The organism is Candidatus Mycobacterium methanotrophicum, assembly GCF_023515995.1.
Lineage (GTDB): Bacteria > Actinomycetota > Actinomycetes > Mycobacteriales > Mycobacteriaceae > Mycobacterium > Mycobacterium methanotrophicum.
On record NZ_CP097320.1, the window covers coordinates 979,542 to 992,382 of the forward strand.

Genomic DNA, 12,841 nt, shown 5'->3' on the forward strand with positions numbered 1-12,841 from the left:
TCTTGCGTCGTGTCCCAGATCTCCCGCGACGAGGTGGCCCATCTGGCCCGTCTGGCCCGGCTGGCATTGACCGATGCCGAGCTGGACACCTACGCCAGCCAACTCGACGCCATCCTGACCCATGTCAGCCAGGTCCAAGCCGTCGACGTCACCGGTGTCGAGCCAACCGACAACCCGCTCAAAGACGTCAACGTCGCCCGCCCCGACCAGATCACACCGTGCCTGACTCAGCAGGAAGCGCTCGCCGAGGCGCCTGAAGCCGTGGACGGGCGCTTCGCTGTCCCGCAGATCCTCGGGGAACCGCAATGACCGACATCATCCGGCTCGACGCCGCGACGCTGGCCGGCAAAATCGCCGCCAAGGAGCTGTCGTCCACCGAGGTCACCCAAGCGTTCCTGAACCAGATCGCGGCGACCGATGGACGCTACGGCGCCTTCCTGCACGTGGCGGCCGATGCGGCGTTGTCGGCCGCGGCAGCCGTCGACAAGGCGATAGCCGCCGGCGAGTCGCCGTCACCGCTGGCAGGAGTGCCGTTAGCTCTCAAAGACGTGTTCACCAGCCGCGACATGCCGACCACCTGCGGGTCGAAGATCCTCGAGGGCTGGCGTTCCCCCTACGACGCCACGGTGACCGCGCGCCTGCGAGCAGCCGGTATCCCGATCCTGGGCAAAACCAACATGGACGAGTTCGCGATGGGCTCGTCGACGGAGAACTCCGCCTACGGCCCGACTCGCAACCCGTGGGACACCGACCGGGTTCCGGGTGGCTCCGGGGGCGGCAGCGCTGCCGCGCTCGCGGCGTTTCAGGCACCGCTGGCCGTCGGAACCGACACCGGCGGCTCGATCCGCCAGCCGGCCGCGCTGACGGCGACCGTCGGCGTCAAACCCACCTACGGCACGGTGTCCCGCTACGGCCTGGTGGCTTGCGCGTCATCGCTGGATCAGGGCGGTCCGTGTGCGCGCACCGTGCTCGACACCGCGCTGCTGCATCAGGTGATCGCCGGACACGATCCGAAAGACTCCACCTCCGCCGACGCCGACGTTCCCGATGTCGTCGGCGCCGCGAAGGCCGGCGCCGCGGGAGATCTGAGCGGTGTCCGCGTCGGCGTGGTCCGGCAGTTGCGCGGCGAGGGTTATCAGCCCGGTGTGCTGGAATCGTTCAACAGTGCCGTCGAGCAGTTGACCGCGATCGGCGCCGACGTGTCCGAAGTCGACTGTCCCCACTTCGATCACGCGCTGGCCGCCTACTACCTGATCTTGCCGTCGGAGGTGTCGAGCAACCTGGCCCGCTTCGACGCCATGCGCTACGGGCTGCGGGTCGGCGACGACGGCACGCACAGCGCCGAGGAGGTGATGGCTCTTACCCGGGCGGCCGGGTTCGGGCCAGAGGTCAAGCGGCGCATCATGATCGGCACCTACGCGCTGTCGGCGGGCTACTACGACGCCTACTACAACCAGGCGCAGAAGGTGCGCACGTTGATCGCCCGTGACCTCGACGCTGCCTATGCATGCGTGGACGTGCTGGTGTCGCCTACCACGCCGACGACCGCATTCCGGTTGGGGGAGAAGGTAGACGATCCGCTGGCGATGTATTTGTTCGACCTGTGCACGCTGCCGCTGAATTTGGCCGGCCACTGCGGAATGTCGGTGCCGTCGGGGTTGTCGCCGGACGACAATTTGCCGGTCGGGCTGCAGATCATGGCGCCGGCGCTGGCCGACGACCGGATCTACCGGGTGGCGGCGGCCTACGAGGCCGCCCGCGGACCTCTGCCGTCAGCCATTTAACTGGCGCGAGCAGACGCAGAATCGCGTAAAAAATCGCCTAGCGCGTGCGATTCTGCGTCTGCTCGCGCCACCCGGGCGACAACCAGGCAAGATGAGGGGCATGCGGATCGGAATTCTTACCGGCGGCGGGGACTGTCCCGGGCTCAACGCCGTCATCCGTGCGGTGGTGCGCACCTGCGACTCGCGATACGGGTCGTCGGTGGTCGGATTTCAGGACGGATGGCGCGGGCTGCTGGAAAACCGGCGCATGCAACTGCGCAATGACGACCGCAACGACCGACTGCTGACCAAGGGCGGAACGATGCTGGGCACCGCCCGGGTACACCCGGACAAACTGAAGACCGGACTAGACCAGATCAAGCAGACGCTGGACGACAACGGCATCGACGTGCTGATCCCGATCGGCGGCGAGGGAACGCTGACCGCCGCGCACTGGCTCTCCGAGGAGAACGTCCCGGTTGTCGGCGTGCCGAAGACCATCGACAACGACATCGACTGCACAGACGCAACTTTCGGCCACGACACGGCGTTGACGGTGGCCACCGACGCGATCGACCGGTTGCACAGCACCGCCGAGTCGCACCAGCGGGTGATGCTGGTCGAGGTGATGGGCCGGCACGCCGGCTGGATCGCGCTCAACGCCGGGCTGGCGTCCGGCGCTCACATGACGCTGATCCCCGAAAAGCCCTTCGACGTCGAAGAGGTGTGCCGGCTGGTCAAATGGCGATTCCAGCGCGGCGACTCGCATTTCATCTGCGTGGTCGCCGAAGGCGCCAAACCGGCCCCCGACTCGATGACGCTGCGTGAAGGCGGCCTCGATGAATTCGGCCACGAGCGGTTCACCGGCGTGGCCGACCAGTTGGCCGCAGAGGTGGAGAAGCGCATCAACAGGGAAGTCCGGGTGACTGTGCTCGGCCATGTCCAGCGCGGCGGCACGCCGACCGCTTACGACCGGGTGCTGGCCACCCGCTTCGGTGTCAACGCGGCCGATGCCGCACACGCCGGCGAGTTCGGCAATATGGTGGCGCTGCAAGGCCAGGACATCGGCCGGGTGCCACTGGCAGACGCGGTGCGCCAGCTCAAGCTGGTACCGCAAAGTCGCTACGACGACGCCGCCGCCTTCTTCGGTTAACCCCGGGAACGTCACCCCCGCTTTACGTTCATGCAGGCTCGGGTTCACCCGCACGCCACTGAGGATCGGCCAGTTCAGCGCCCGTCTCAGGTGTTCCGCGCCCAGTCGCAGTGCTACCGTCGAAGACATGAATCCCCGCGATTTTGATCGCGGTGTAATTCACAGATCACCGCCCAGGGTGGTGCGGCAAAGTTACCCGCCGCACCACCGAACTTCGACGGGTCAGCCACGGCCGGCCCACCCCGCCGGTCCCGGCGATCAGCGGTCGCCATGGCCGGCTCAACCGCCGATCGGGACAGCCACTGTTCCAGCAGTCCAGGCAAAGACGCCGCCGGCTGGGTCGCCGCGCCCGGTGCGCAGGATCGCACTCGACAGCCTGGAAGATCCATACGCCGAACCGCCGCCGGAATTCAGCTGGCGAAGCTTGCTAACCCGGCTCACCGGAATCCACCTGGGTCCGAGCCGAAGCGAGAGCTATGAACTCGAGCTGCGTGGTCGGGTCCGGGCGCCCTTAGGCAGCGCGTTTCCCATCGCCGTCTTGAACCTCAAAGGTGGCGTCGGCAAAACATCGGTCGTCGAGGCTCTTGGCTCAACATTCGCCGATGCACGCACCGACCGGGTGATCGCCTTGGACCTCGACGGCGGAGATCTCGCCGACCGGCATGGCTACGAAAACCAGCTGAGCCTGGTCGATCTGCTCGCCAATCGGTCGGTGACGAGGTATCCGGACGTGCGAGCGTACACCCGACGCAACCGTGCCGGCCTGGAGCTGCTGGCGCTGCCGAACTATTCAGACACCGACTGGCTCCTCAATCGCGACGACGTCCGTAGAGCGTTTTCGATACTCCGGAATCACTACTCCGTGGTGTTGATGGACTGCGGCAAGGCGCTCAAATCCGCTGTGACGGAAGCGGTTTTGTCCGAGGCGCGAGCCCTTGTGGTGGTCACCAACGCTTCGGTCGACGCAATCGAGAAGACTCGAACCACAATTAAGTGGTTGTCCAAAAACGGATATCGGCGACAGATCGAGTCGACGGTGCTGGCGATCAACCACACCGAACAAGGCAAGGCCAGCGGCCCGGTGAGCAACCGGCTTCAGCAGCTGTCGGACCAGTTCGCGCCCGAACGTGTGGTGAACCTCCCGTTCGACCGGCATGTGCACCAGGGCCAAGAAATCGCTCTCGGGCAGCTGGGCAAGCGGGGCAGCCGAGGCTACCTGGAGATGGCCGCCGCGTTGGCCGACATGTTCCCCAGACGCGATATGGGAACGCCGGCGCACTAGCGCCGCCAGTCAGGCGTCGGTCGAACGTCGCCCATTAGGATCGAGCGTATGACTTCTGCCGTGAGTGCTGCCAAGGCGCCCAATGCGGAACTGCTCGACTACGACGATGTCATCGTCCGCTACGAGCCGGTGCTCGGCTTGGAAGTGCATGTCGAGCTGTCCACCGCCACCAAGATGTTCTGCGGCTGCGCCACCGCGTTCGGCGCCGAGCCCAATACCCAGGTGTGCCCGGTATGCCTGGGCCTACCTGGTTCGCTGCCGGTGCTCAACGCGGCCGCGGTGGAATCCGCGATCCGGATCGGGTTGGCGTTGAACTGCGAGATCGTGCCGTGGTGCCGGTTCGCCCGGAAAAACTACTTCTATCCGGACATGCCGAAGAACTACCAGATCTCGCAGTATGACGAGCCGATCGCCGTCAACGGCTATCTGGATGTGCCGCTCGAGGACGGCACCAGCTGGCGAGTCGAGATCGAACGTGCACACATGGAGGAAGACACCGGCAAGCTGACCCATTTGGGCGGCGAAACAGGCCGCATCCACGGAGCAACGACGTCGCTGATCGACTACAACCGGTCGGGCGTGCCGTTGATCGAGATCGTCACCAAGCCCATCGAGGAGACCGGTGAACGGGCCCCGCAAATCGCGCGGGCCTATGTGACAGCCTTGCGAGACCTGTTGCGCGCGTTGGGTGTTTCCGATGTCCGGATGGATCAGGGTTCGATGCGCTGCGACGCCAACGTGTCGCTGAAACCGATCGGCGCCAGCGAATTCGGCATCCGCACCGAGACCAAGAACGTCAACTCGCTCAAAAGCGTCGAGGTCGCCATCCGCTACGAGATGCAGCGGCAGGGCGCCGTTTTGACCGCCGGAGGACGGATCACCCAGGAAACGCGCCACTTCCACGAGTCCGGCTACACCAGCCCGGGCCGTACCAAGGAGACCGCCGAGGATTACCGCTACTTTCCTGAGCCCGACCTGGAACCGGTGGCGCCCAGCCGCGAGCTCGTCGAGCGGTTGCGTCAGACCATTCCGGAATTACCGTGGTTGCGCCGCAAGCAGGTCCAGCGGGAGTGGGGCGTCTCTGACGAGGTGATGCGCGATCTCGTCAACGCCGGGGCCGTCGAACTGGTGACCGCGACCGTCGAGCACGGCGCTTCCAGCGAGAAGGCCCGCGCCTGGTGGGGCAACTTCCTGGTGCAAAAGGCCAACGAGGCGGGCGTGGAACTCGATGAATTACCGATCACCCCAGCTCAAGTCGCGGCCGTGGTGGCGTTGGTCGACGAAGGCAAGCTGTCCAACAAGTTGGCCCGCCAAGTCGTCGAGGGTGTGCTCGCCGGCGAGGGCGAACCTGAAGCGGTGATGACCGCGCGGGGATTGGCCGTGGTGCGCGACGATTCATTGATTCAAGCCGCGGTTGACCAGGCATTGGCGGCCAATCCCGATGTCGCCGAGAAGATCCGGGGCGGCAAAGTTCAGGCCGCAGGCGCGATCGTCGGCGCGGTCATGAAGGCCACCAAGGGTCAAGCCGACGCAGCGCGGGTGCGCGAGCTGGTGCTCAAAGCCTGCACTTAGCGGCTGGCGGGGTTCTACGCCGACGGCAGCGCAATCGTCATCACATCCGACGGCTACTTGTTTCCCGCGCGAGGGGCGATGGCCGACGCCATCCCGAACCCGTCGATTCGTATGCTCGACGGGGTGGCTCATCTGGCCGGTCTGGAAGATCCAAGACTAGTGAGCACTCTCGTCGAGGAGTTCCTGTTGCAAGACGAACATGACTCTGGCCCAACGTAACTAGCCGAACTTGGCGGGCATTTCGGCGATGTTGGGTGATGATGGCGATGTGGGCGACGACTCTTTCGACCGACTGGTCGGGATGCTGGACTACACGATGTTCGTAGTGACGACGCAAGCCGACGGTCATCCCTCGGGCTGCCTGGTCGGCTTCGCCACCCAGACCAGCATGCGGCCTGTGCGGTTTCTGGTCGGACTGTCCAAGAACAACCACACCACTCGGGTGGCGGCGCGATCTGACCACCTGGCGGTGCACGTGTTGGCGCGCAGGCATATCGGGTTGGCGCATCTGTTCGGGGGCCAGACCGGCGACCAGGTCGACAAATTCGATCACTGCTCATGGCGCACCGGCCCGGAGGGCATGCCGATTCTCGACGACGCGGTGGCATGGTTCGTCGGCAGGACGCTCAAGCGGTTCGATCTCGGCGACCACATCGGTTACCTGTTGGCACCTCTCACCGGAGATGCCGTTGAAGCCGCCAACGATCTGGTCAGCTTTTCCGACGTCGCTGATATGGAGCCGGGTCACCAGGCCTGAAGCGGCCTACGTCGAACTGCTCGCTAGGTCTTGTCCTCGTTGGCCCGCGGGAAACCGCCGCCGTGCGGGAACAGGGGGAACACCACGTCGTCGAGCTTCGTGGCGTCGCCGTCGGTCTTGTTAACCGTTGCCCCCCAGACGTTGCCGTCCGGCGACATCCGCAGCGCCCACGCGTGCCCGTGAGTGTCTTTACGGACGACGTCAGGCGGGCCGGTGACAGCACCGGTTCCCTGGGCGAGGTGGACGGCCACCGTCTGCATGGTGTTGATCAAGTTGACCAGCACGGTGCCGTCCAACGCCGCGCAGCCGGCCACACCCGGCCGGTCCGGCCACGTCCACACCGTGGATACCTTGGAGTCCTTTCTGATCCGCTGCAACCGGTCGGCGGTGGGGGCGCGGTCGAGGACGTAGAGCGAGCCGTCGACGGGGTCGGTGCACAGCCCGCCGCCCGCGCCGATACCGCTAAGCGCGGTGGTGGGTGGTGCCTGGTTGAGCGTGGTCGGCTGCTCGATACGGATGACTTTGCCGGCCAACGATGCCGGATCGGCGGCCATCGCCGGGTTGCCCGCATCACCGGTGAGCACGACCAGCGTGGTGGGGCTGGTGAAGAGCAGCGCACCGGTGTTGCCGGTGGCGCCTTTCGGGATCCCGGTCAAGATGTCCTTCGGGATATCGCCGTCAGCGATGCGGACAACCCGATTGTCGACAGGCGTGCTGATGTAGGCGTACATCAACCGGTCCTGTGAATAGGTCGGTGAGAGCGCGATGTCCATCAGCCCACCGTCGCCGGACGGGTCGACCGGGATGACGGTCTTCACCTTCGGCTCGGCGCTGACCGACACCTCTTTGACAGCGCCGGTGGTCCGTTCGGCCACCAGCGCGGACTTGCTGTCAGGCTGCATGAGCAGGCCGCTGGTGGTTTCCAGGCAGCCCTGCATCACCCCTGGTGCAGGGCACTTTTTGGGGAATGGCTTGTCAGGCAGCGGTGGTGGCGGGGGAGGTGTCGAGCTCGGCGGCGGATGACGCTGGGGCTCGGTGGTGAACGGCTGCGATGCGGCATCGTTGAACTGCGCGCAACCGGCTAAAACCAGCAGCGTTGAGCAGAGCGCGGCCAACCCGCGCCGCCTCGACCACCACAACTGCATAGCGGCCAGATTACGGACATCTCGGCTTGGTTGCCCGCGACGGGGTGGCGCGCGTCTTCCCCGGATTGCCCGCAAACGAGCAGTCGCGTGCGGCGACACGCTAATCGGCACAGCGAAAGCGCCGCTCAAATCCCCAATTCGGGCCGAATTGCCCTTACCCTGACACGAGTGACCAGTCAACCGAATGACGCACCGTGGCAGCGGCCAGAGGATACCGCGGCGCGAACTCCGGCGCGGCCGAGCTCGGCAAGCCTGGTCGACCCGGAGGACGACCTGCCGTCAGCCACGTATGCAGGCGATTTCGAGACGACCACCATCCCGCACTACGACTCCAGTGCCTCCAGCAATGCGCGCCCGGCCAGTACGGGGTACGGGCTGATCGGGGGCCAGGAGCCGTTGCCCTACCAGCCGCACTCATCCACCGGCCGACACTCGGGGTTCGGCCCGGAGGGCATCGACGAGCGTAACGAGGACGACGACGAGCGGGTGCGCGCCGCTGGCCGTCGCGGCACGCAGCATCTCGGTCTGCTGATCCTGCGGGTCGGCCTGGGCTCGGTGTTCGTCGCGCATGGGCTGCAGAAGCTGTTCGGCTGGTGGGGCGGGCAGGGACTGAGCGGATTCAAGAACTCGCTGTCCGATATCGGCTACCAGCACGCCGACATCCTCACCTACTGCGCCGCCGGCGGCGAGATCGCCGCCGGCGTGCTGCTGGTACTGGGGCTATTCACGCCGCTGGCCGCCGCGGGCGCGCTGGCTTACCTGATCAACGGCCTGCTGGCCGGGATGTCGGCTGCGCACCATGGGAAGTCGTTGCCGTTCTTCCTGCCGAACGGACATGAATACGACATCACGCTGATCGCGATGGCCACCGCCGTGGTCCTCGTCGGCCCGGGACGCTACGGCTTCGACGCTGGTCGGGGCTGGGCGCGGCGGCCGTTCATCGGGTCGTTTGCGGCGCTGATCGGGGGCGTCGGCGCCGGCATCGCGCTGTGGGCGCTGCTCAACGGCGCCAACCCGGTGACCTGAGCCGGCTCAGCTGTACGGATTAGGCACTCGGCCGCCGCTGGCCTGGGTGAATTGCGGCAAGGTCGCGAAGGTGACCGCAGGCAACCGCAACTGGTCGCCGTTTTTGAGCTGCGCGCGCGCCCACGAGCCTCTGCTGAACCGCAGCCCGTCGATGTCCTCCCACCGCACGGCGCGACTGCCCAGCAGCGTGCGCACTGTCACGCCGTCTTGATCGGCCTGCGTGCGAAGCCGAAAAATCAATGCCGACAACACCACCGGAACGATCAGCAGCGGTGCGGTCGCCGGCCAGGTCAAGACGGGCACCAGCAGGCCGAGCGCGAAAAAACCCACCGCGAAGTGGGCCATCGGCGAAATGTTGATCACCACTGGCGGTGTTTCCAGCGAATCTTTCGCCACACTGGCATCATGTCATCCCTTGAAATTGCAACGAGGGCTGTGCCGGGAGCGGAACGCACGACCGTGGACGCAATCTCAACGCCTGGGTGGCCTGCCAAGCCCAAATTTGACTGCTGACCTGTGCGGAGGATACCGTCGGGCATTATGGACAGCCGTGAAATGCTCGTAGTACTCGGTCGGCGCGTCGGTGGCTGATTAGACCGGGTTATTCCCAAGCCGGGAGTAGCTTTTTCGAGCACCAACGCGCAACCCTCGTGCAGCCGCTGAGCTGGCGGGGGTTTTTTGTTGGCAGTGCTTGTCAACCTCCGACGCCAACCATCAGGATGTAAAGAGGAACCAGTGAGCGCTCCCACCACGCGACAGCCACAGCCGTCGCAACCCCTCAACGGCACGCGGGCCAAAGCAAAGACGCCCACGCCTCAACCGAAACGCATTGCGCCACAACAACTCACCGGTGCGCAATCGGTAATCAGGTCGTTGGAAGAGCTCGACGTCGACGTCATTTTCGGAATCCCTGGCGGCGCCGTATTACCGGTCTACGACCCGCTGTTCGATTCGCAGAAGCTGCGCCATGTGCTGGTGCGCCACGAGCAGGGCGCCGGTCACGCTGCCAGCGGCTACGCACACGCCACCGGAAAAGTCGGCGTCTGCATGGCCACCTCGGGTCCCGGCGCCACCAACCTGGTGACTCCGCTGGCCGACGCGCAAATGGATTCCATCCCAGTGGTCGCGATCACCGGGCAGGTCGGTCGCTCGCTGATCGGGACTGACGCCTTCCAGGAGGCCGACATCTCCGGCATCACCATGCCGATCACCAAACACAATTTTCTGGTCCGCAACGGCGATGACATCCCCCAGGTGCTGGCCGAGGCTTTTCATCTCGCGGCTACCGGCCGGCCCGGGGCGGTGCTCGTCGATATCCCTAAAGACGTGCTGCAAGGCCGGTGCACGTTCAGCTGGCCGCCACGCATGGACCTGCCCGGCTACAAGCCGAACACCAAACCGCACAATCGCCAGATCCACGAAGCCGCCAGGTTGATCGCCGCAGCGCGCAAACCTGTGCTCTACGTCGGTGGCGGCGTCATCCGCGGCGAGGCGTGCGAGCAGCTGCGCGAATTGGCCGAGCTGACCGGCATTCCGGTGGTGACCACGCTCATGGCGCGCGGTGCGTTCCCGGACAGCCACCGTCAGCACCTGGGCATGCCCGGCATGCACGGCACGGTGGCCGCGGTGGCGGGACTGCAGCGCAGCGACCTGTTGATCGCGCTGGGCACCCGTTTCGACGATCGGGTGACCGGCAACCTCGACTCGTTCGCGCCCGAGGCCAAGGTCATCCACGCCGACATCGACCCCGCCGAGATCGGCAAGAACCGACGCGCCGACGTGCCGATCGTGGGTGACGTCAAGGCTGTCATCGCCGATCTGATCGAGGCGCTGCGCCACGCTCGCGTGCCGGCCAACATCGATATCGCCGCCTGGTGGGACTACCTCGATGAGGTGCGGGCCACCTACCCATTGAGCTACGGGCCGCAAAGCGACGGCAGTCTGGGCCCCGAGTATGTGATCGAGAAGCTGGGTGAGATCGCCGGCCCGGAGGCCGTGTATGTCGCCGGCGTCGGCCAGCACCAGATGTGGGCCGCACAGTTCATCAAGTACGAAAAACCGCGTAGCTGGCTGAATTCCGGCGGTCTGGGCACCATGGGGTTCGCCATCCCGGCGGCCATGGGCGCCAAGCTCGCCCGCCCGGATGCAGAAGTGTGGGCGATCGACGGCGACGGCTGCTTTCAGATGACCAACCAGGAATTGGCCACCTGCGCGATCGAGGGCGCGCCAATCAAAGTGGCGCTGATCAACAACGGCAACCTGGGCATGGTCCGTCAATGGCAGTCGCTGTTCTATCAGGAGCGCTATTCGCAGACCGACCTCGCCACCCACTCGCACCGCATCCCGGACTTCGTCAAGTTGGCCGAGGCGCTGGGCTGTGTCGGATTGCGTTGCGAGCGTATGGAAGATGTAGCAGACGTCATTGCTCAGGCGCGGGCGATCAACGACCGGCCGGTGGTGATCGACTTCATCGTGGGCGCCGACGCTCAGGTCTGGCCGATGGTTGCCGCCGGAACCAGCAATGACGAGATCCAGGCGGCCCGTGGCATCCGCCCGCTGTTCGACGACGAATCCGAAGGGCACGCCTAATGACCGGATCGCCGAAGACGCACACATTGTCGGTGCTCGTCGAAGACAAACCCGGTGTGCTCGCGCGCGTGGCTGCGCTGTTCTCCCGCCGCGGATTCAACATCGAATCGCTTGCGGTGGGGGCCACCGAGCAAAAAGACATGTCGCGGATGACGATCGTCGTCTCCGCCGAGGAAACGCCGCTCGAGCAGATCACCAAGCAGCTCAACAAGCTCATCAACGTCATCAAAATCATCGAGCAAGATGACCACAATTCGGTGGCACGGGAATTGGCCCTGATCAAGGTGCGGGCCGACGCCGGCACTCGCAGTCAGGTCATCGAAGCGGTCAACTTGTTTCGCGGCAAGGTTATTGACGTGTCGCCGGAGTCATTGACCATCGAAGCCACGGGTGACCAGAGCAAGTTGGAGGCGCTCCTGCGGGTGCTGGAGCCCTTCGGTGTCCGCGAGATCGTGCAGTCCGGCCTGGTATCGCTGTCTCGCGGGCCACGCAGCATCGGCACGGCCAAATAGTTCATCGAGGAGAAGGAACACACAGTGGCATTAGAGATGTTTTACGACGACGATGCGGACCTGTCGATCATCCAGGGCCGCCAGGTCGGCGTCATCGGGTACGGCAGCCAGGGGCACGCGCACTCGCTGAGCCTGCGTGATTCCGGCGTCCAGGTGCGCGTCGGGCTCAAGGAAGGCTCAAAGTCCCGCGCCAAAGTCGCCGAGCAGGGCCTGACCGTCGACACGCCCGGCGAGGTGGCCAAGTGGGCCGACGTCATCATGCTGCTGGCCCCCGACACCGCCCAGGCCGACATCTTCAAAAACGAGATCGAGCCCAACCTGAAGCCCCGCGATGCACTGTTCTTCGGCCATGGCCTCAACATCCACTTCGACTTGATCACGCCGCCTGCCGACGTGACCGTGGCAATGGTCGCCCCGAAAGGACCGGGACACTTGGTTCGTCGCCAGTTTGTCGACGGCAAGGGTGTGCCGTGCCTGATCGCCGTCGACCAGGACCCGGACGGTAACGGCGAGGTGCTGGCGCTGTCCTACGCCAAAGGCATCGGCGGCACCCGCGCCGGCGTCATCAAGACCACCTTCAAAGACGAGACCGAAACCGATCTATTCGGCGAGCAAGCCGTATTATGCGGCGGCACAGAGGAATTGGTGAAAACCGGCTTCGACGTCATGGTGGAGGCGGGCTACCCGCCGGAGATGGCGTATTTCGAGGTGCTGCATGAGCTCAAGCTGATCGTCGACCTGATGTATGAGGGCGGCATCGCCCGGATGAACTACTCGGTGTCCGACACCGCTGAGTTCGGTGGGTACCTGTCGGGTCCGCGAGTCATCGACGCCGACACCAAGGAGCGGATGCGCGGCATCCTGCGCGACATTCAGGACGGCAGCTTCGTCAAGAAGCTGGTCGCCAACGTCGAAGGCGGCAACAAGCAGCTCGAGCAGTTGCGCAAAGAAAACGCCGAGCATCCCATCGAGGTCGTCGGTAAAAAGCTGCGCGATCTGATGAGCTGGGTGGACCGCCCCATCACCGAAACGGCCTAGCCCC

At 65.2% G+C, this 12,841-nt stretch carries 12 protein-coding genes; 10 read left to right on the forward strand and 2 right to left on the reverse strand.

Annotation, left to right across the window (positions count from 1 at the left end; translation table 11 throughout):
* Positions 1 to 9: 9 nt before the first annotated feature.
* The 6 genes from gatC (at position 10) to M5I08_RS05345 (ending at position 6,527) form a co-directional block, all read left to right on the forward strand.
* Complete coding sequence (gene gatC / locus M5I08_RS05320) at positions 10 to 309, forward strand: Asp-tRNA(Asn)/Glu-tRNA(Gln) amidotransferase subunit GatC (RefSeq protein WP_219067210.1); 300 nt, start codon at positions 10 to 12, stop codon at positions 307 to 309.
* A complete protein-coding gene (gatA, locus tag M5I08_RS05325; protein ID WP_219067209.1) occupies positions 306 to 1,784 on the forward strand; it encodes an Asp-tRNA(Asn)/Glu-tRNA(Gln) amidotransferase subunit GatA in 1,479 nt (492 codons plus the stop codon). Before gatC ends, gatA begins: the two co-directional genes overlap by 4 nt.
* 100 nt (positions 1,785 to 1,884) lie before the next feature.
* The gene (locus M5I08_RS05330) at positions 1,885 to 2,916 is read left to right on the forward strand and encodes an ATP-dependent 6-phosphofructokinase (RefSeq protein ID WP_219067208.1); all 1,032 of its coding nucleotides are present in this window, start codon (positions 1,885 to 1,887) and stop codon (positions 2,914 to 2,916) included.
* A gap of 352 nt (positions 2,917 to 3,268) precedes the next feature.
* The gene (locus M5I08_RS05335; protein ID WP_249763142.1) at positions 3,269 to 4,198 is read left to right on the forward strand and encodes a MinD/ParA family ATP-binding protein; all 930 of its coding nucleotides are present in this window, start codon (positions 3,269 to 3,271) and stop codon (positions 4,196 to 4,198) included.
* A 48-nt stretch (positions 4,199 to 4,246) separates the two neighbouring features.
* Entirely contained in the window at positions 4,247 to 5,770 is a 1,524-nt protein-coding gene (gene gatB, locus M5I08_RS05340) for an Asp-tRNA(Asn)/Glu-tRNA(Gln) amidotransferase subunit GatB (RefSeq protein ID WP_219067206.1), read from the forward strand.
* 247 nt (positions 5,771 to 6,017) lie between these two features.
* The gene (locus tag M5I08_RS05345) at positions 6,018 to 6,527 is read left to right on the forward strand and encodes a flavin reductase family protein (RefSeq protein WP_219067205.1); all 510 of its coding nucleotides are present in this window, start codon (positions 6,018 to 6,020) and stop codon (positions 6,525 to 6,527) included.
* Positions 6,528 to 6,550: 23 nt separating this feature from the next.
* On the opposite strand, the gene M5I08_RS05350 is transcribed toward M5I08_RS05345, so the two are convergent.
* Positions 6,551 to 7,672 carry a PQQ-dependent sugar dehydrogenase gene (locus M5I08_RS05350; protein WP_370328579.1) on the reverse strand — a complete coding sequence of 374 codons (1,122 nt, stop codon included), beginning with the start codon at positions 7,670 to 7,672 and terminating at the stop codon, positions 6,551 to 6,553.
* A 168-nt stretch (positions 7,673 to 7,840) separates the two neighbouring features.
* Between M5I08_RS05350 and M5I08_RS05355 the strand changes: the two genes are divergently transcribed.
* Positions 7,841 to 8,698, forward strand: a complete 858-nt coding sequence (locus M5I08_RS05355; protein WP_219067204.1) for a DoxX family protein — start codon at positions 7,841 to 7,843, stop codon at positions 8,696 to 8,698.
* A gap of 6 nt (positions 8,699 to 8,704) precedes the next feature.
* Here the strand turns inward: M5I08_RS05355 and M5I08_RS05360 are convergent, their stop codons facing one another.
* Entirely contained in the window at positions 8,705 to 9,043 is a 339-nt protein-coding gene (locus tag M5I08_RS05360) for a PH domain-containing protein (protein ID WP_219067226.1), read from the reverse strand.
* Between the two features lie 390 nt (positions 9,044 to 9,433).
* On the opposite strand from M5I08_RS05360, the gene M5I08_RS05365 reads away from it, so the two are divergent.
* Genes M5I08_RS05365 through ilvC form a run of 3 tightly spaced genes read left to right on the forward strand, consistent with a single transcriptional unit; the run spans position 9,434 to position 12,837 of the window.
* On the forward strand, positions 9,434 to 11,287 hold the full coding sequence (locus tag M5I08_RS05365; protein ID WP_219067203.1) for an acetolactate synthase large subunit: 1,854 nt from the start codon (positions 9,434 to 9,436) through the stop codon (positions 11,285 to 11,287).
* Positions 11,287 to 11,799, forward strand: coding sequence for an acetolactate synthase small subunit (gene ilvN / locus M5I08_RS05370; protein ID WP_219067202.1), 513 nt, complete (start codon positions 11,287 to 11,289; stop codon positions 11,797 to 11,799). Before M5I08_RS05365 ends, ilvN begins: the two co-directional genes overlap by 1 nt.
* A 36-nt stretch (positions 11,800 to 11,835) precedes the next feature.
* Positions 11,836 to 12,837 carry a ketol-acid reductoisomerase gene (gene ilvC, locus M5I08_RS05375; RefSeq protein ID WP_219067225.1) on the forward strand — a complete coding sequence of 334 codons (1,002 nt, stop codon included), beginning with the start codon at positions 11,836 to 11,838 and terminating at the stop codon, positions 12,835 to 12,837.
* The last annotated feature ends 4 nt before the right edge of the window (positions 12,838 to 12,841 follow it).

Excerpts from the sequence above, each read along its gene's own strand:
- gatA (WP_219067209.1), top strand. The coding sequence starts at position 306 with ATGACCGACATCATCCGGCTCGACGCCGCGACGCTGGCCGGCAAAATC.
- M5I08_RS05330 (WP_219067208.1), top strand. The coding sequence starts at position 1,885 with ATGCGGATCGGAATTCTTACCGGCGGCGGGGACTGTCCCGGGCTCAAC.
- gatB (WP_219067206.1), top strand. The coding sequence starts at position 4,247 with ATGACTTCTGCCGTGAGTGCTGCCAAGGCGCCCAATGCGGAACTGCTC.
- M5I08_RS05345 (WP_219067205.1), top strand. The coding sequence starts at position 6,018 with ATGTTGGGTGATGATGGCGATGTGGGCGACGACTCTTTCGACCGACTG.
- M5I08_RS05350 (WP_370328579.1), bottom strand. The coding sequence starts at position 7,672 with ATGCAGTTGTGGTGGTCGAGGCGGCGCGGGTTGGCCGCGCTCTGCTCA.
- M5I08_RS05360 (WP_219067226.1), bottom strand. The coding sequence starts at position 9,043 with ATGGCCCACTTCGCGGTGGGTTTTTTCGCGCTCGGCCTGCTGGTGCCC.
- ilvN (WP_219067202.1), top strand. The coding sequence starts at position 11,287 with ATGACCGGATCGCCGAAGACGCACACATTGTCGGTGCTCGTCGAAGAC.
- ilvC (WP_219067225.1), top strand. The coding sequence starts at position 11,836 with ATGTTTTACGACGACGATGCGGACCTGTCGATCATCCAGGGCCGCCAG.